Annotated in this window: 15 protein-coding genes; 1 reads left to right on the forward strand and 14 read right to left on the reverse strand. The window is 60.0% G+C overall.

The genetic code is table 11. The features are described from left to right. Window positions 1-5: 5 nt before the first annotated feature. The 14 genes from ACOOEX_RS08670 to ACOOEX_RS08735 all read right to left on the reverse strand — a co-directional run bounded on the left by ACOOEX_RS08670 (window position 6) and on the right by ACOOEX_RS08735 (window position 15,194). Window positions 6-938, reverse strand: a complete 933-nt coding sequence (locus ACOOEX_RS08670) for a carbohydrate ABC transporter permease (RefSeq protein ID WP_420398025.1) — start codon at window positions 936-938, stop codon at window positions 6-8. Further along, a complete protein-coding gene (locus ACOOEX_RS08675) occupies window positions 935-1,792 on the reverse strand; it encodes a carbohydrate ABC transporter permease (protein ID WP_416933570.1) in 858 nt (285 codons plus the stop codon). Before ACOOEX_RS08675 ends, ACOOEX_RS08670 begins: the two co-directional genes overlap by 4 nt. Before the next feature lie 84 nt (window positions 1,793-1,876). Beyond that, the gene (locus ACOOEX_RS08680) at window positions 1,877-3,508 is read right to left on the reverse strand and encodes an ABC transporter substrate-binding protein (protein ID WP_420398026.1); all 1,632 of its coding nucleotides are present in this window, start codon (window positions 3,506-3,508) and stop codon (window positions 1,877-1,879) included. Between the two features lie 106 nt (window positions 3,509-3,614). After that, entirely contained in the window at window positions 3,615-5,345 is a 1,731-nt protein-coding gene (locus ACOOEX_RS08685) for a sigma-54-dependent Fis family transcriptional regulator (RefSeq protein ID WP_420398027.1), read from the reverse strand. Between the two features lie 171 nt (window positions 5,346-5,516). Beyond that, the gene (locus ACOOEX_RS08690; RefSeq protein WP_420398028.1) at window positions 5,517-5,996 is read right to left on the reverse strand and encodes a peroxiredoxin family protein; all 480 of its coding nucleotides are present in this window, start codon (window positions 5,994-5,996) and stop codon (window positions 5,517-5,519) included. 28 nt (window positions 5,997-6,024) lie between these two features. Then, window positions 6,025-6,357, reverse strand: a complete 333-nt coding sequence (locus tag ACOOEX_RS08695) for a carboxymuconolactone decarboxylase family protein (protein WP_420398029.1) — start codon at window positions 6,355-6,357, stop codon at window positions 6,025-6,027. 61 nt (window positions 6,358-6,418) lie between these two features. Further along, window positions 6,419-7,519 carry an acetoin dehydrogenase dihydrolipoyllysine-residue acetyltransferase subunit gene (locus tag ACOOEX_RS08700; RefSeq protein ID WP_420398030.1) on the reverse strand — a complete coding sequence of 367 codons (1,101 nt, stop codon included), beginning with the start codon at window positions 7,517-7,519 and terminating at the stop codon, window positions 6,419-6,421. Between the two features lie 4 nt (window positions 7,520-7,523). Further along, window positions 7,524-8,531, reverse strand: a complete 1,008-nt coding sequence (locus tag ACOOEX_RS08705; protein ID WP_420398031.1) for an alpha-ketoacid dehydrogenase subunit beta — start codon at window positions 8,529-8,531, stop codon at window positions 7,524-7,526. 29 nt (window positions 8,532-8,560) lie between these two features. After that, entirely contained in the window at window positions 8,561-9,541 is a 981-nt protein-coding gene (locus ACOOEX_RS08710) for a thiamine pyrophosphate-dependent dehydrogenase E1 component subunit alpha (protein WP_420398032.1), read from the reverse strand. A gap of 11 nt (window positions 9,542-9,552) precedes the next feature. Further along, a complete protein-coding gene (locus ACOOEX_RS08715) occupies window positions 9,553-10,596 on the reverse strand; it encodes an ATP-NAD kinase family protein (RefSeq protein ID WP_420398033.1) in 1,044 nt (347 codons plus the stop codon). A 409-nt stretch (window positions 10,597-11,005) separates the two neighbouring features. Beyond that, a complete protein-coding gene (locus ACOOEX_RS08720; protein WP_420398034.1) occupies window positions 11,006-11,803 on the reverse strand; it encodes an FAD binding domain-containing protein in 798 nt (265 codons plus the stop codon). An 11-nt stretch (window positions 11,804-11,814) separates the two neighbouring features. Further along, window positions 11,815-14,169 (reverse strand): xanthine dehydrogenase family protein molybdopterin-binding subunit, encoded by a 2,355-nt coding sequence (locus ACOOEX_RS08725; RefSeq protein ID WP_420398035.1) that lies wholly within the window; start codon window positions 14,167-14,169, stop codon window positions 11,815-11,817. Between the two features lie 14 nt (window positions 14,170-14,183). Then, window positions 14,184-14,654 carry a (2Fe-2S)-binding protein gene (locus ACOOEX_RS08730; RefSeq protein WP_071689753.1) on the reverse strand — a complete coding sequence of 157 codons (471 nt, stop codon included), beginning with the start codon at window positions 14,652-14,654 and terminating at the stop codon, window positions 14,184-14,186. 39 nt (window positions 14,655-14,693) lie between these two features. After that, the gene (locus ACOOEX_RS08735; RefSeq protein WP_420398036.1) at window positions 14,694-15,194 is read right to left on the reverse strand and encodes a CoxG family protein; all 501 of its coding nucleotides are present in this window, start codon (window positions 15,192-15,194) and stop codon (window positions 14,694-14,696) included. An 80-nt stretch (window positions 15,195-15,274) separates the two neighbouring features. Between ACOOEX_RS08735 and ACOOEX_RS08740 the strand changes: the two genes are divergently transcribed. Continuing rightward, window positions 15,275-16,555 carry an RNA polymerase factor sigma-54 gene (locus tag ACOOEX_RS08740; protein ID WP_420398037.1) on the forward strand — a complete coding sequence of 427 codons (1,281 nt, stop codon included), beginning with the start codon at window positions 15,275-15,277 and terminating at the stop codon, window positions 16,553-16,555. Window positions 16,556-16,710: the final 155 nt, after the last annotated feature.

The raw sequence follows: 16,710 nt of genomic DNA on the forward strand, positions 1-16,710 counted from the left end.
GCCCCCTATTTCTTGGCCATCAAGGACAGGCCCTTCATCGCAAGGATGCTGAGCGCGATGAGGATCGACAGCCCCATGGTCGCCACATAGGCCCATTCCAGCTCGCCGAAGGTCTGGTTGTAGAGAAAGACCGAGATCGTTTCCGTCTGCACACCCGGACCACCATTGGTCATGATGAACACCAGGTCGAATATCTTGAAACATTCGACCGCGCGCAGGACGAGCGCGATAATGATGACAGTCTTCATGCGCGGCAGGATGATCTTGACGAAGTTCTGCCAGTTCGACCCACCAAGCAACCGCGCCGCAAGAAGCTGGTCGGACGGCACCCCCAGCATTCCCGCCAGCAGGATCAGGAACATCAGCGGCGTCCATTGCCAGATATCCGCGATGATGACCGAGATCATCGCCCGGTTCACATCGGTCAGCCACGAGAACTCTGGCGGCAGGCCGAGGTGGTCATTGACCGGCCCGGTGCCCTGAAAGAGCAGGAAGAACATCAGTCCGACCACGGCAGGCACGATCATCATCGGTGTCAGCATGATCGAGTAGAACAGCTTGCGGCCCGGAAACTGGTCGATGAACAGATAGGCCAGCGCCATGCCAAGGAAGAACTGCGCGGGCACTGCCACGATCATGATCAGCACCGTGCGCCACAATGCCCCCCAGAACCGGGGATCGGTGACCATGTACCAATAATTCTCACCCCAGTTGAACACCTCCCAGGCCTGGTACCAGGGGATGCCTTCCAGCGGTGTCCACCAGGTGAACGACAGGTAGAGCTGCATGAGCAGGGGAAAGACCACGATGAAGACAAGCAACAGGAGCGTCGGCAGGACGAACCAGAAGCCCATCTTCTGACCGTCGCGGGCGACACGGGTCCAGTATCCCGCGTTCGCGTTGCTGTTGCTGATTTCGGGTGCTGTTTGATCGGTCATTGCTTGAGTGCTCCGAATGTCAGGCCGCGCACCAGGTGTTTCTGGATCATCAGGCCGAAGATGACGGGCGGGATGGCGGCGATCACGCCGAGGGCAGCCTTCATGCCATACATCTGCCCGCCCATGGCCGAGGTCAGGGTTGCCATGTAGACAGGCAGCGTCACCCAGTCCCTCTGGGTCAGCAGAAGCGCCAGAAGATAGTCGGACCAGTTCAGGATGAAGACGAAAAGCGCACAGGTCGCGAGCCCCGGCTTCACGATGGGAAGGGTGATCCGGTAGAACACCCGCCAATAGGAACAGCCCGCCACGCGTGCGGCGTCCTCGATCTCGACCGGCACCTCATCGAAGAAGGTTTTCATCAGCCAGAAGGCGAAGGGCAGGGTGACGATGCCGTAGATCAGGCTCAGCCCCCACCAGGTATCGACGGCCCCCAGAAAGGACCACATCACCATGACGGGGATCATCACCGCAAGCGGCGGGAAGAGGCGCAGTTGCAGGACCGAAAGGGGCAGCGACTGCGCAAGGCCGAAACGCACCACCGCATAAGATGACAGGGTTCCGCAGACGACTGCGACCAGGGTTCCCATGATCGAGGTCACAAGGCTGGCGATCAGCGGCCCCACGATGGTCCGGTCGAGAGAAACCACCAGCCCCTCGGCCCGGCCGAAGAAGATGAACTCGAAATTCTGAAGCGTCGGGTTTTCGGGGAACCATGTTAGCCCCGCGACGGTTGTCCATTCCGGGTGAGGTTTGAACGCCATCGTGACCATCCACAAAAGCGGATAGAGCACGACCGCGCATGCCAGCAGAACGAAGAAGTATTTCAGCGCCATTGCGCCCGGTGACGGTTTCACGAGCCTATCCCCCGCTTGTTGCGTGCCGTGTCAGGCGGGCCCGATCTTTGCCGGGTCCGCCGCATGTCTGGAAAATGCGAAGCGCTACGCTTCGTCGACGATGGTCGGCCAGGTTTCGCGACTGGCGAGGATGGCCTCCTCGATCCCGTTGCGCCGCTGGCGCCGGATGATCCGCTCCCACTGGCTCTGGGCTGCATCCATCGCCTCGCGCGGGGTTTTCTGCCCGGTGATCGCGGCCTGAAGCTCATCATCCAGCGCATTGTCGAGCGCGGTCTGCCCGGCAAAGTTGATCGACGGGACCGAGCGCGCGATGGTCGCCGGGATCGTTTCCATGGCGTAGTCATGGTAGGTCGACGCGACCAGCGGTTCACGGAAGTTCGCCTGCTGCATCGGGTCGAAATAACCGCCCGGATTGCCTGCCATCCATGTATAGGTGCGGGTGGACGACAGCCATTGCAGGAACAGATAGGCGGCTTCAGGATATTGCGACTGCGACGAGACCCAGGCGGTGATGTGGTAGTACAGAACCGACCGGCGGTTGATCTGGTCGCCGAAGCGGCGCCCGACCGGCAGATGGCTGCCGATCATGCCGGTTGCAGCGGAACGCGGCGTGCCGTCGGGGTTATACCCGTCCCCGAATTTCACGAGGTTGGTATAGATCGCCGTATGGGGAATGCGCAGGTTCCACATCTGGGCATAGGCTTCAGCCCATGTGTAGGTCAGCGCATCCGGCGGCGTCCAGTCGAAGGAGCGCACATGCTCTTCCGCGCACTGGATGCCCAGTTCGGTGTTCAGCTGCGGGTTGGCGTCCTCATCGAAGAAATGGAAGTTCGGGAAGTCCATCGAGGCAAAGCGCGCATAGAACGTCGCAAGGCCCCAGAACGGGCTCATCAGGTTGCCGTTGCCGTACATGGTGCCATAACCGAAATCCTTGCCGGTGAAGAACTCGGAAATCCGGTCCACTTCTTCCCAGGTGTTTGGCACAGCCAGTTCGTGCCCGGTTTCCGTCAGGAAGGCATCCTGAACCTCGGGCATCTCATAGATGCCGCGCAGGTAGAACCAGGTCTGGAAATCGCCGTCGAGCGACACCGAGTAATAGTCACCAGCATAGGTATAGAGCAGCTGCTCCATCTCAGGTGTCGGCGTGCCACGCTCCGGGTCGCCCCAGTCGGGCTGGTATTGCGCCACGAAGTCGGAGCAGTTGACCGCACCGCCGGAGGACACGAGATCGCCGGTGGAATTCCACGGGCCAGTGTAGATGTCATAGGAGCCGGCCTGGGTCGTGACATCCTGCATGACCTTAGTGAAGATGTCTTCCGCCGGGAAGCCCACGATGTCGATCTGGATCCCGGTCTCGCGTTCCCAAACCTCCTTGACCGACGGTGCCCCATCCGGGAACGGCCGGGTGATCTGGCCGATGGCCCCGTCCGTCAGCAGCATGGTCAGCCGTTCGGGAACACGGCCCGCCGCACGCAGCGCCCGGATCCCCTCGATCGCACGCCCTTCGGACATGCTGGCGTTGTACTGGAACCTTTCCGCCCCATCAAAACCCGTCGGGCCGCCGGTCATGCCTGCGGCGAATTCCTGCGCGCTTGCGGGCGCGGCCATGAAATTTCCCAGCATTCCCATGCTGCCAGCGGCGGCCATGGTCGCCGAAGAGCTTTTCAGGAACTGGCGGCGAGATGGGTGAAGTAGTTTGGGTGTTCTGAATGACATGATCTTCCTCCCTTTTGGACATTCAAAGTCGAAGTCACAAAAAGGAAAGCAACGAACGTGCCATTCTAGGGCGGCGGGCGCAAGATTATTGCGTCACGCCCACCCGCTAGGAAGCGATATGTTCAGGTAAATCAGCCACTTCAACCTTGCCGCTGTCACAGAGCGCAAGGCATAGCTCGAAGACATTCATCATTTCCCGGATGTTGCCCGGCCAGTGGTAGGCGACCAGCGCGTCCGTGGCTTCTTTCGAAAACCGCAGCGGCCCGTCCGGTGAAACAACGCTGGAAATCTGCTTGATGATCCAGGGCTTGTCTTCACGATCTCGCAGGGCTGGTATCGGCAAAACGACGCCATTCAGACGATAATACAGATCCTGCCGGAACTGCCCGGCATCCACGAGGGCCTTGAGATTCCTGTGGGACGCCGACACGACACGGATATCAACCGGCACGGGCTTGGTTGCCCCGACGGCCATGACCTCTTTCTCGGCCAGAACCCGGAGCAGCCGTGCCTGAAGCGCCAGCGGCATGTCGCCTATCTCATCGAGGAACAACGTGCCCCCGTTAGCTTGCTCGATCAGCCCTTTCTTGCCCTTGGCATTCGCGCCGGTAAAGGAGTTGGGTGCATAGCCAAAGAGCTCGCTTTCGATCAACGCCTCGGGAAGTGCCGCGCAGTTGATGGCAATGAACGGGCCCTTTTTCTTGCGCGCCTCGTGCAGGGCCTTGGCGACGAATTCCTTACCGACCCCGGTTTCCCCTTCGAGGATGATGCTGATCTGCTTGTCGACGATCCGCGCAGCCTTTCCGGCCAACGCCTGCATGCGGCTGTCTCCGCCATGAATCCGCGCGAGTGCTTCTGGCAGTTGTCGACGTGACGCCGCCGGCTCGGGTCTGACCGGCGCGCGCACATCGGCAAACATGATCTGGCCATCGGCCATCTCGACGGCCTGTTCGCCGGGTGTTTCCGCCCCCATAAGTCGCGGGATGTCATTGAAATCAAAATCGAATACGTCTTCGAACGGTTTGCCAACGAAGCCCTGCGCGCTCTTCCAGCTCTGGCCAAGGGTTTTGGCAAACAGGCGGTGCGCCCCATGGGTCAAACCGGAAATTGTCCCATCGGCAGCGATCGAAACCGCGCAGTTCGGATCGACGCCCAGAAACTCTGACGTCCGGTTCAGCCGCAATATCCAGTCGGACTTGCGAGAATTCATCAGGTTGGCCAGTTCGATCCGGCGCACACAGGATTTGACCACTTCCAGCGTTAGCGCCTGTGAGTATTTCTCGCTTGGCGACATCAACAGCGACACGTCCAGCACCCCGATGGGAGAGCCATCGGAATGGTAGATCGGGGCTGCCGTGCAACTGAGCGGTGTGTGCGCCATGTCGAAGTGATCGGTCTGATGAATGGTCAAAGCCTCGCCTGAAGCCAGACAGGCGCCGACCCCGCAGGTTCCGGCATTTTCTTCCGACCATTCGGACCCGATATAAAGCCCGGCCCGTTTAAGTTCGCGGTCGACCTTTTCGTCGCCGATGAAATCGACGGTCACCCCTTTGGCATCGGTCAGCAGCAGCACGTAGCCCATGGAGTTCACCCGTCGATACAGGTCCTCCATCCCGAACCGGGCAATCGACAACAGGTCCTCTGCCTCCTGCTGATGCTGGCGCAGGGCCCTCTCAGGCAGAATCCGAGCTTCGCCCTTGTGTTCGGGGTCAAGCTTGTGGTCGTTCAGGCAGCGCAGCCAGGATTCGACGACCACGGCATCGCGCGTGGTTTGTTTGCCTTCCGACGCGTCAACGATTTCCCGAACGTGCTGTTCAAATGCACGAGATTGATCCATGTCTCCGCCCCTCCCAAAGCGTCGAACAACCAGGAGGTCATCGGCTCCCTCTCAGGTTGTGCATTTTTTAACTGTTTTTGCTAGAAAGTGCTAATCCTTTCGAGATCTGAGAACATGCAGAAGCCGCGAACGCCTGCTCGCGACTTCCTGCACCTTTCTGCATCCAAGGCATCACAGGCCGGCCAGCACCGCCTCTGCGCCGGAAACAGACACAGCCGTGGCGTCGGGTTCAATCGCGCAGCTTTCCACCACGCCATCCCTGATGACAGCCGCATAGCGTTGCGTTCGCATCCCAAGACCCAGCTCGGTCAGATCCAGAAGCTGATTAGCATCTTTCGTGAAACCCAGACTGCCGTCGGCAACAAATGTCAGCACGCCCTCAGGGTCCATCTGGTCCGCCCAGGCCTTTGCAACGAAAAAGTCGTTCGGCACCAGAATGATGACCTCATCAACACCCTTGGCATTCAGGCGCGAAAGGTTCTGGACATATCCCGGCACGTGATCGTCCGAGCAGGGCGGGGTAAACGCCCCGACCAATGCAACCAGAACAAGTGTCTTGCCAGCCGACCTTTCGGAAAGGTCGATCTGGACGATTTCACCGCCGACGAATTGCTGCACCGGCGTTGAGGGTATCGTTGATCCTGTTTCCATCGGAAACTCCCTGAAGTGTTGGATATCGTCAAAGGTTATCAAAGGCATCAAGCGCTTTTGCGGCGTAAACCGTGCCGGGGCCGCCCGACATCTCGATGGTCACGGCCAGCACCTCGACAAGGGTGTCGCGACTGGCGCCATGGGTTTTCGCTTCGTTGACATGGTAGAGGATGCAATCCTCACAGCCCCGTGCCGCTGCAATGGCCACAGCGATGCATTCTTTCATGGCTGACGAGATACTTCCCTCTCGAACAGCGGCATCGCCCAGACCCTTGAAGGCCAGCATGGTTTTCTGATCGGCTTTAAACAGGCTCATCAATCGTTTGTTGGTCTCGGCCAGTTTTTCCTTGTGTGTGCTCATCTTATCTTTCCATGGGAATAGGCCCGCCCGGCGGGAGGGGACCGGGCGGGCGGGGATGGGGTCAGAGCTGTTCCTTGATCAGCTCGTTGACCCGGGACGCGTTTTCCATCATCACCATATGCCCGGAATCAGCGACCACGGTGACCTTCGCACCTGTGATGGCAGCTGCGTGGGAGTTCGGGATAACCGCGTCGGCCTCTCCCCAGACGACCTGAATCGGGAGATCCAGGCTGCTCAGACCATCAGCGATGCCGACAGCTTGTTTGCCATCCGAAAACAGATTGCCTTTGAGCGCATCAAGGAATGCCTGCACACCATCGAGGCGCTTGTATTTCAGCAGATCGTCCACCATCGAACGGCTCACGAGGCTTTGGTCCGCAAAAAGGTGCTTCAGGGTAGGTTTGAGTTCCTTGCGGCTTGCGGCAGACACGAACCCGTCGATATAGTCCGAGTTGATCTCATTCCCGAGACCGGCAGAGCAGATCAGCGTCAGCGATGCGACGCGTCTTCCGTGATCAATTGCCGTTTGCCCTGAAACGAGCCCCCCCATCGAATGCCCAACCAGATGGGCCTTGTCGATCGAGAGGTGATCCATCAGTTGAATCACCGCTTCGACCATTGTTCCAAGGCCCGGGTTGTCGATGGATTTGACCGATCCGCCATGTCCGGGCAAGTCAAGTGCATAGACCGGGGCGTCCGCAGCGATTGCGTCAATGTTGAAGAGCCAGTTGTCACTGTCTCCGCCAAAGCCATGGATCAGGATCACAGGCGTTCCGTCCCCGTCGCGCGACGCATAGCGGATGCGGCCCAACCCCAGCTCTGCAATCTCATGCGTGGGCGCTTCTTCCGCATCCTCTTCGATCACGGGCATTTCGAACGCGCCGATATAGGCGTCGATCTCGGCATCCGAGACCGACGCCGGCGCCAGGACACCCAAAAGAGCCTGAACCGGATAAATCTCTCCGGCTGTCCCGACGCATCTGCGCAGGAGGCCACCGTCGGCGGCCTCCACGACATTTGCAATCTTATCGGTTTCGACATCCATGATCTCGTCGCCGGGTTTGATCTCCGTGCCTTCCTCGACATGCCAGGCGGCCAGGGTGCCTTCCCGCATGGAAAGGCCCCATTTGGGCATGAGGATCGGCGTTATCAGATCGCTCATCCGTTCACGCCCCCATGGTCTTGCGCACCGCCGCCGCGATGCGGTCGGGCGACGGGATGTAGAGATCCTCAAGCGCGGGCGAGAACGGCACGGGCGCATGAGGGGCCGTCACCATCTCGATAGGCGCTTTCAGTGCTCCGAACGCATCCTGGGCCACGTTGGCCGAAATGTCTGTGGCAATGGAACAACGCGGGTTGGCCTCATCCACACAGACAAGACGGCCCGTGTTTTCGACACTTTCGATGACCGTATCCATGTCGATCGGGCTGAGCGTGCGCAGGTCGATCACCTCGACGTCAATGCCTTCCTTCTTGAGCGTTTCGGCAGCAGCCAGCGAGTTGGGCACCATCAGCCCGTAGGTCACTATGGTCACGTCGCTGCCCTCGCGGGCGATGCTCGCTTCACCGAAGGGGATGGCATAGGGCTCTTCCGGTACATCGCATTCGGAGGCGTAGAGATTCTTGTGCTCCAGGAAGATCACCGGATCGTTGTCACGGATTGCCTGGATCAGAAGGCCCTTGGTATCATAGGCGTTGGACGGACAGACCACCTTCAGACCCGGGATATGGGTGAAGATGGGTGTCAGCATCTGGCTGTGCTGCGCCGCCGCGCGGAAGCCCGCGCCGCACATCGCCCGGATCACCACCGGCGTTTCGGCCTTGCCGCCGAACATGTAGCGGAACTTGGCCGCCTGGTTGTAGATCTGGTCCAGACAGACTCCCATGAAGTCGATGAACATCAGCTCCGCCACCGGGCGCAGCCCGCAGGTCGCCGCCCCGATGGCCGCACCGACATAAGCGCTTTCCGACAACGGCGTGTCGATCATCTGCTTGGGGTGCTTGTGGTAAAGCCCCTTCGAGACCCCCAGAACCCCACCCCAGGCGTCGTCCTCGCCCGCGGCACCTGCACCGCCGACGATGTCTTCGCCCATCATGATCACCGTGGGGTCGCGGGTCATTTCCTGATCCAGCGCCTCGTTGATCGCGTCTTTCATGCTCAATGTACGTGCCATTTTCTATCTCCTTTCCTTGTCAGCGCGTGTCAGTAGGACACGTACACGTCGGTCGTCAGGTCTGCGGGGGTGGGCAGGGGCGCGGCCTTGGCCTCGGCCACCGCGTCCTCGATCAGGGTCATGACCTCGGCGTCGATGGCGTCGAGCTCGGCATCGGTCAGGACACCCGCCTCGGTCACCTTGGCGCGGAAGATCTTGAGACAGTCGCGGTTCTTGCGGTTCTCCTCGTTCTCGCCGGGCGCGCGATAGGTCTGGGCGTCGCCCTCGAAATGGCCGAAGAAGCGGATCATCTTGCATTCCAGGAGGGTCGGTCCTCCGCCTTCGCGGGCGCGCTTGACCACCTCGCCCGCCGCCTCGTAGACGGCGAAGAAATCGGTGCCGTCCACCGTGATACCCGGCATGCCGAAACCGGTCGCGCGGTCGACATAGCTGTCGGAGGCGACGGCATAGTCAACGCTGGTCGACTCCGCGTAACCGTTGTTTTCCACGACGAAGATCGCAGGCAGATTCCAGATAGCGGCCAGGTTCATAGATTCCAGCACCGTGCCCTGGTTCGAGGCACCGTCCCCGAAGAAGGTGATGCCCACACCGTCATGGCCCAGCTTCTGCGCCGCCAGCGCGGCACCACAGACCAGCGGCGCGCCTGCACCGAGGATGCCATTGGCGCCCATCATGCCCTTGGACAGGTCGGCGATATGCATCGACCCGCCCTTGCCCGCGCAGGAGCCGGTGGCCTTGCCGTAGATCTCGGCCATCATGCCTTTCACATCCACGCCCTTGGCGATGCAATGGCCGTGGCCCCGGTGGGTCGAGGCGATACGGTCATGATCCTGCAAATGCATCATGATGCCGACGCCCGCGGCCTCTTCGCCTGCATAGAGATGCACGAAACCGGGTATATCGCCGCGGCCGAAATCGACATGCAGGCGTTCTTCGAATTCCCGGATCGTCTTCATCCGGCGATAGGCTTCCAGAAGCCCGTCTTTTTCCAGTGGGAACGGGTTGCTCATGAGGTCCTCCCTTATGGTTGAGCGGTGCGCAGCGCCTCTGACGCGGCGCGGGTGAGAAGCCCGTGCCTGGCCGCATAGGCCATGCAATCGGGCACGTTGACGGTGCGGAACGCATCGGCCTGAAGCCGGATGCTGACATCGTCGATTTCGCTGAAAGTCAGTTCCCGTTCGCCATCGAGTGCAAACGACCCGGCGGAAACGCTCGGCAGATAGACCTCGTTGGGAACAACCTTCTCGACCGCCCCGATGCCGACCTCTTCGATCAGGCCCGGCGCAATGGGGGCGGTCAGACGCATCTTTGCGGTCTCAAGCGGTAGAAGTCGTACCCTTCGCCCTTCGGGTGCCTGCCGATCAAGCGGTGCAAGAAGCCCTACAATCGAGGACATGCCGATCCCGTCAGGCCGGCCGAAGGTGACAAACAGGTCGCGGAAGTTCGCCGTCTTCCAGATGGCTCGGGCACCGATGAAGCGCTCGGATACGACGGCCACATCGACAAGTGCGATCTCGCGCTGATCGTTCACGCGGACTTCCAACCGCTTGTTGTAGGCAAAGGCGTGCTCGCAGGGCACTTGTCCCGTTACCGCCAGACCGACAGCCAGTCCGGTGATGGTAGGTTCGCGCAGCTCTGGAAAGGCGTTGTTGGTGCCGGTGGACACGCCCGCAATCGGCGTGTTGCCGCATTTGGACACCACAACCCTGTTGGTCCCGTCACCGCCGAGAACAACAATCGCTCCGACACCCTGATCGTGCATCTGGCGGGCGGCTTCCGCGCTATCCTCCGATGTGCAGGTGACCGGCATGTCCAGATAGCTGACTCGCGGGAAGCGAACGTGACCCATGCGGTTTTCGCGGTCGATGACGCGCATCAACTGTGTGCGGATCCCACCGTTTTCCGGCATGATCACCACCTCTTCAACGCCCGTCGCCATCAGCCCCGTCATCATCCGAAGCACGATATTGGCCCGGTCGTTGATTGGCAGGTTGCCCGCATGGCTGACGATCCGGCGAATGTCGCGGGCAGAGACAGGATTTGCGATGATGCCAACTTTGGTCACGAGTGATGCCTCCCTTTCAATTAGGGAAAGCAACGTTTGTGCCAATTGAGTTTCGAATTGATTTCGTCGCCACCTACGCGCAGGGCTAGATGCCGAGCGCAAGCAAGTGTTGCATCCCGGTCAGCTTTGCGACTGCGCGGATACGCTCGGAAAGGGGCAATCAATGCTCAAGTGCCGAAAAGACGCATGAAGGGCAGCGCAGCGCCCCCAAGTGCGCATATCCGCTCTTCCTCTACCATGCTGGCAAACGATTTGAGCGGCGTCTGGCAGACCGTTCGCCGCATTCGAAACTACTGGATGCTTGTGGAGGCGGAATGCGGGTGATTTTTCAAAGGCCCCAATCGGCCTGACTCATCACCGGCATTCATGCGGAAAGACCCCAAGCGCATGCTCCGGGTCTTTCGATGTCTTACGATGCGGCGGCAACCGCACGGGCAGTCATGACCTGAACCAGGTTCGCGCGATAACTTCGATCGCCATGCAGGTCGCTGATCATTCCTTCCGGGCTGACCGACAGCCCGCCAATTGTATCTGCTGTAAAATCAGACGACAGTGACGTTTCGGCGTCAGCCCATCGGAATACGCCCTCTTCCGAGGCACCCGTTACGGCAACGCGCACGCCTTCCGCGAATTGCGCAACGAACACGCCCACCAGGGCGAAGCGCGAGGCAGGTTGCGCGAATTTCTGGTAGTTTGCGGCGTCCGGGATCGGGAAGGTGATCGAGGTGATGACCTCGCCCGTATCAAGGGCCGTAGCGAACATGCCCTGAAAATAGTCGTCGGCCGCAATGTCGCGCGTATTGGTCGAGATGGTCGCGCCCGTGCCAAGCACTGCCGCCGGGTAGCACGCCGCCGGGTCGTTATTGGCGAGGCTGCCGCCGATGGTGCCACGATGGCGCACCGCGGGATCACCGATCCGGCCCGCCAGATCGCAAAGAGCGGGGAAGGCGGATCGCAACTCTGCGTGCCCTGCCACCTCTGCATGGGTGGTCATGGCGCCAATAATGGCTGCGCCGTCGGTTATTGAGATCCCGCGAAGCTCCTCTGCCCGCGAAATGTCCACGAGATCGGATGGCGCGGCCAGTCTGGCCTTCATTGTGGGCAGAAGCGTCTGACCGCCGGCAAGCAGCGCCCCGTCTTCGGCAGATGACAGAAGGCTCGCGGCCTCTGCTGCCGTTGCGGCAGCGTGATAGTTGGTACTGTGCATTGTAACCTCCCTTATTCAGCGGCGACTTTGGCGCTGTTCAGCGCGGCCCAGACCTTGGCCGGGGTGGCCGGCATGCTCAGATCGTTGTTGCCAATCGCATCGGTGATCGCGTTGATGACCGCTGGTGGTGTGCCGATGGCCCCGGCCTCCCCACAGCCTTTCATGCCCAGAGGATTGGTTGTGCAGGGGGTTGAGTGATGCAGGACATCGAAGTCCGGCAGATCGTCGGCCCGCGGCATTGCATAGTCCATATAGGACGCCGACAACTGCTGACCGTCTTCGCTGTAACGCACTTCCTCCAGCATGGCCTGACCAACGCCTTGGGCGATGCCACCATGAACCTGGCCATCGACAATCATCGGGTTGATGATGGTTCCAAAGTCATCCGACGCGACGAATTTCAGGATCTCGGTCTTGCCGGTTTGCGGGTCGACCTCCACCTCGCAGATGAAGCAGCCCATCGGGAAGGTGAAGTTCAGAGGATCGTAGAACGCCCCTTCCTTCAGCCCGGGTTCCATGCCGTCGGGCAGGTTGTGGCCGGTATAGGCCGCGAGGCCAACCTCGTGCCAGGCGAGAACCTTGTTGGTTCCGTCGACTTTGACCTGTCCGTCCTCGATCACGATATCGGCTTCCGACGCTTCGAGCAGATGCGCCGCCAGTTTCTTGATCTTGACCTCGAGCTTGTCGAGCGCCTTGACGATGGCCGACATTCCGACAGGACCGGAACGCGACCCATAGGTGCCCATGCCGAACTGGACCTTGTCGGTGTCGCCATGCACGATCTGCACAGTTTCAATCGGTACGCCGAAACGGTCCGCCACGACTTGCGCGAAGGTGGTTTCGTGCCCCTGCCCGTGGCTGTGCGACCCGGTCAGAACCTCGATTGTGCCGACGGGGTTCATCCGCACCTCGGCGCTTTCCCACAGACCGACACCCGCCCCAAGCGACCCGACAGCGGCCGACGGAGCGATGCCGCAAGCCTCGATATAGCAGGACATGCCGATGCCACGCAGTTTGCCGCGCATTGCGCTTTCGGCCTTGCGGGCGCCGAACCCGGCCCAATCGGCCGCATTCATTGCCTGACGCATATTGCCTTCGAAATCGCCGGAATCGTAGTTCATGATCACCGGCGTCTGATGCGGGAACTCGCGGATAAAGTTGATATTGCGAAGCTCCGCGGGATCCTTGCCCAGCTCTCGCGCGGCTGTCTCGATCATGCGTTCCACGAGATACGAGGCTTCCGGGCGCCCTGCCCCGCGATAGGCATCGACCGGCACCGTGTTGGTATAGACGCCCAGAACCTCGCAATAGATGTTCGGGATGTTGTAGGTGCCCGACAGCAGCGTCGCATAAAGATAGGTCGGGACCGCGCTGGAGAAGAGCGACATATAGGCCCCGAAATTGGCCTTGGTCGAGACCTTGAAGCCGACGATCCTGCCGTCAGTGTCAAAACCCATCCGCGCTTTGGTCACATGGTCCCGGCCGTGGGCATCCGTCAGGAAGGCCTCGGTCCGATCGGACGTCCATTTGACAGACCGATTGGTCTTCATCGACGCCCAGAGACAGGCGATCTCTTCGGGATAGATGTAGATCTTGGACCCGAAACCACCACCCACATCGGGCGCGATCACGCGCAGCTTGTGTTCCGGCGCAACGTTATAGAACGCGCTTAACACCAGACGCGCAACATGCGGGTTCTGACTGGTTGTATAGAGCGTATAGTGATCCTCGGCATCGTCATAGATGGCAACGGCTGAACGCGGTTCCATCGGGTTCGGAGACAGACGGTTATTGGTGATATCCATCTCGGTGACATGCGCGGCACCCGCCAATGCGGCCTCGGTGGCCTCATTCTCGCCGATCTCCCAGTCATAGACGATGTTGCCCGGGGCGTTTTCGTGAATTTGCGGGGCGCCGTCAGAAAGCGCTGCCGCGAGACTTGCCGCAACCGGCAGTTCCTCATAGTCGATCTCGACGGCCTCTGCCGCCGCGCGGGCCTGGGCATTGGTTTCGGCAATCACGATCGCCACCGCGTCGCCCACATAGCGGGTTTTTTCGGTGGCTAGCGCCGACCAGGCGCCCATGTTCATCGGGCTGCCATCCTTGGAGGTGATCGCCCATCCGCAGATGATGTTGCCGATCCCGTCCCCGGTCAGCTCCGCACCGTTAAGAATGGCGATGACGCCGTCCATGGCCTCGGCCGCACTTGTGTCGATGCTGTTGACCCGCGCATGGGCATGTGGCGAGCGCACAAAGGCCGCGTAGGCCTGGTTTTCCATGCGGATATCGTCGGTGTATTTTCCCTTGCCGGTCGTGAAGCGCTTGTCTTCCTTGCGCTTGACTGCGGCACCAATTCCTTGGCTCATCTGATGACCCTCCCTTACATCTCGCCAGCGGCCTGGCTGATGGATTTCACGATGTTGTGGTACCCGGTGCAGCGGCAGATATTGCCTTCCAGCTCATGCCGGATCGCAGCCTCATCAAGCGTCTTGCCCTCGGCCTTGTAGCGGTTGACCATGTCGATCCCGCTCATGATCATGCCCGGCGTGCAGAAGCCGCATTGCAACCCGTGATTGTCGTTGAAGGCTTTTTGCATCGGATGCAGCCCCCCGTTGGCGACGCCTTCGATGGTTGTCACCTCGGCGCCGTCCGCTGCTGCTGCCAGCATCGTGCAGGATTTCACAGCCTTGCCATCGACATGGACAACACAGGCCCCGCATTGCGACGTGTCACAGCCCACATGCGTTCCGGTCAGACGCAGGGTTTCGCGAATGAACTCGACGAGCAGCATGTTGTCTGCCACGTCTCCGCCAACCGGTTTCCCGTTAACGGTCATCTTTATCTCGGACATCAGATCCTCCCTTGATCCATTGGGTCTGCGAAGCGCCGATCAGCTCACAAGCCTGTTCAGCCACCCCTTCTTTTTCTGTGCAGGTGATGCGATGTCGTCGGGGCCTTCGATCTCAACCTGAAGGTTTGCAAAGAACTGATCGGCCATCTTCTTGGCGAATCCGTCAATTATGCGCGATCCAAGCTGTGCGAGCTTGCCCCCGACTTTCGCCTCGACATGATAGTGAAGCACGGTGCAATCGCCGTCCTCTTCGAGATGCACCCTGGCTCCGCCCCTGGCGAAACCGGCTGCGCCGCCCTTGCCTTCGCCGTCCAGTGTCAGACTTTTGAGCGGGACCATGTCGGACAGTTTTACTAAGCCTACGAAGGTCGCTTTGACCGGTCCGACTTTCTGAATGACGGTCGCCTCGAACCCCGTTTCGGGTGAGCCGGACATCTCGGTGCACCCCGGAACGCAGGCTTTCAGGCAATCAGGTGACAATATGGCGTTCCAGACAACGGCTCTGGGCGCCGCGATTTTCCTTGATCCGGTAAGGTCCATGAGTCGACTTCCCTCCACTTGTCCTGTATCTGCAAGCAACAAACATGCCAGTAATAGACATCAGGCTTTGACGGATGCCCTTGAAACAGGTCCAGCAACAGACACATGCGCAAAAACTGGCATTGACCCAGACGATGCGGACGTCTCTGTCTTTGCTGGCTATGGACCAGGAAGACGCCGCCAAGCTCATCGAGCGCGAAAAAGGCAGAAATGCGTTTCTTCGATCGGTCCCGTCGATCCCCGCCAAAAGCGCCGCTCATCACGAGGAGATCGAAAGGCCGGAGGAGCAGAGCCGGACGGACGCACTCCTTCATCAGGTCGGGCTGATCAAACTATCCACAAGACAGGCACATCTTGCCGAAGGTCTTGTGCATAGCCTCGATCACCGTGGCTTTCTGCCTGACACACCCGGGGAAATCTCAGGGTATCTTGAGTGCGGCCTTGATGAATTGATGGACCTCGTCGCCAGGCTTCAAAGAGAAGTGGAACCCGCCGGAGTTTTCGCGTGGTCGCTGGCGGATTGCTTTCGATTGCAACTCGTGGCCAGAAACCGCTTTGATCCACTAATCGAGAGGTTGCTTGATCGGCTGGACTTGATCGCGAGCAAAGACGTCGCGGCAATCTGCGCCGAATGCGGCGTCGATGAGGAAGACGCGGTCGACATGCTGGAGGATATCCGTAGCCTCAATCCCGCTCCGCTGGGGCATCAACCCGATCCGGTCACAATAGAGAAAGCGCCGGATCTTCTGATCCATCAGGATGATGACGGAGGTTTCTCGGTCGCGCTGAACGAAGCCGCGATGCCCACACTCCTTGTAGATGACGCGCTGTTTTCGACGACGATGGCGGCAGAGACCGATGACAGGGCCCAGGTCTACTATCGGGACTGCTATCGGGAAGCAGGAAACCTGGTCCGCGCCATGCAGAAACGTGCCAATACGATTCTTGCCATCGGTACGGCGATCGCCCGCCTTCAGGAAAAGTTCATCAGAACCGGACGTGACCGTGACAGGCAACCGTTGACGATGGCTCAGCTTGCCTCGGAGATCGGCGTTAACAAGAGCACGATCAGCAGGGCCATGTCCGGTTGCAGCATCAGGACGGATCGGGGAACCCATGCTGCCACGGCATTCCTTGCACGGCCGCTAAACGAGCAGGAGTCCGGACGGACCCGGGATCAGGCACTTCAGCGTCTCAAGCTGCTGATCGCAACCGAGAACGCGCGAAACCCTTTCTCAGACGAGGATCTTGCGGGGCAATTGAAGAGGGCCGGCCTGCCTATGTCTCGCCGGACTGTGGCCAAGTACCGAGCGCTTCTCGCAATACCCGGCGCATATGAACGGCGTCGAAAACAAGCTTGATTGTTCCTTGCCACGTCGACTTTCGGCGCCACGCGTCATAGACTCTCATGATGCGATAAAGCGGCAAAGCCGGATTGAAGCGCCGTCGAACTGTGGGCCCACATGTGGGTATCACACCGTCGGATCAAGACAGTCCAAGGATCTTCGATATGTTC

It is taken from the genome of Nioella sp. (assembly GCF_965215655.1).
Taxonomy (GTDB): domain Bacteria; phylum Pseudomonadota; class Alphaproteobacteria; order Rhodobacterales; family Rhodobacteraceae; genus Nioella.

What these genes read in the sequence shown, in the direction of transcription:
- ACOOEX_RS08680 (WP_420398026.1), bottom strand. Translation starts at nt 3,508, where the DNA reads ATGTCATTCAGAACACCCAAACTACTTCACCCATCTCGCCGCCAGTTC.
- ACOOEX_RS08670 (WP_420398025.1), bottom strand. Translation starts at nt 938, where the DNA reads ATGACCGATCAAACAGCACCCGAAATCAGCAACAGCAACGCGAACGCG.
- ACOOEX_RS08710 (WP_420398032.1), bottom strand. Translation starts at nt 9,541, where the DNA reads ATGAGCAACCCGTTCCCACTGGAAAAAGACGGGCTTCTGGAAGCCTAT.
- ACOOEX_RS08700 (WP_420398030.1), bottom strand. Translation starts at nt 7,519, where the DNA reads ATGAGCGATCTGATAACGCCGATCCTCATGCCCAAATGGGGCCTTTCC.
- ACOOEX_RS08705 (WP_420398031.1), bottom strand. Translation starts at nt 8,531, where the DNA reads ATGGCACGTACATTGAGCATGAAAGACGCGATCAACGAGGCGCTGGAT.
- ACOOEX_RS08690 (WP_420398028.1), bottom strand. Translation starts at nt 5,996, where the DNA reads ATGGAAACAGGATCAACGATACCCTCAACGCCGGTGCAGCAATTCGTC.
- ACOOEX_RS08730 (WP_071689753.1), bottom strand. Translation starts at nt 14,654, where the DNA reads ATGTCCGAGATAAAGATGACCGTTAACGGGAAACCGGTTGGCGGAGAC.
- ACOOEX_RS08735 (WP_420398036.1), bottom strand. Translation starts at nt 15,194, where the DNA reads ATGGACCTTACCGGATCAAGGAAAATCGCGGCGCCCAGAGCCGTTGTC.
- ACOOEX_RS08720 (WP_420398034.1), bottom strand. Translation starts at nt 11,803, where the DNA reads ATGCACAGTACCAACTATCACGCTGCCGCAACGGCAGCAGAGGCCGCG.
- ACOOEX_RS08725 (WP_420398035.1), bottom strand. Translation starts at nt 14,169, where the DNA reads ATGAGCCAAGGAATTGGTGCCGCAGTCAAGCGCAAGGAAGACAAGCGC.
- ACOOEX_RS08695 (WP_420398029.1), bottom strand. Translation starts at nt 6,357, where the DNA reads ATGAGCACACACAAGGAAAAACTGGCCGAGACCAACAAACGATTGATG.
- ACOOEX_RS08685 (WP_420398027.1), bottom strand. Translation starts at nt 5,345, where the DNA reads ATGGATCAATCTCGTGCATTTGAACAGCACGTTCGGGAAATCGTTGAC.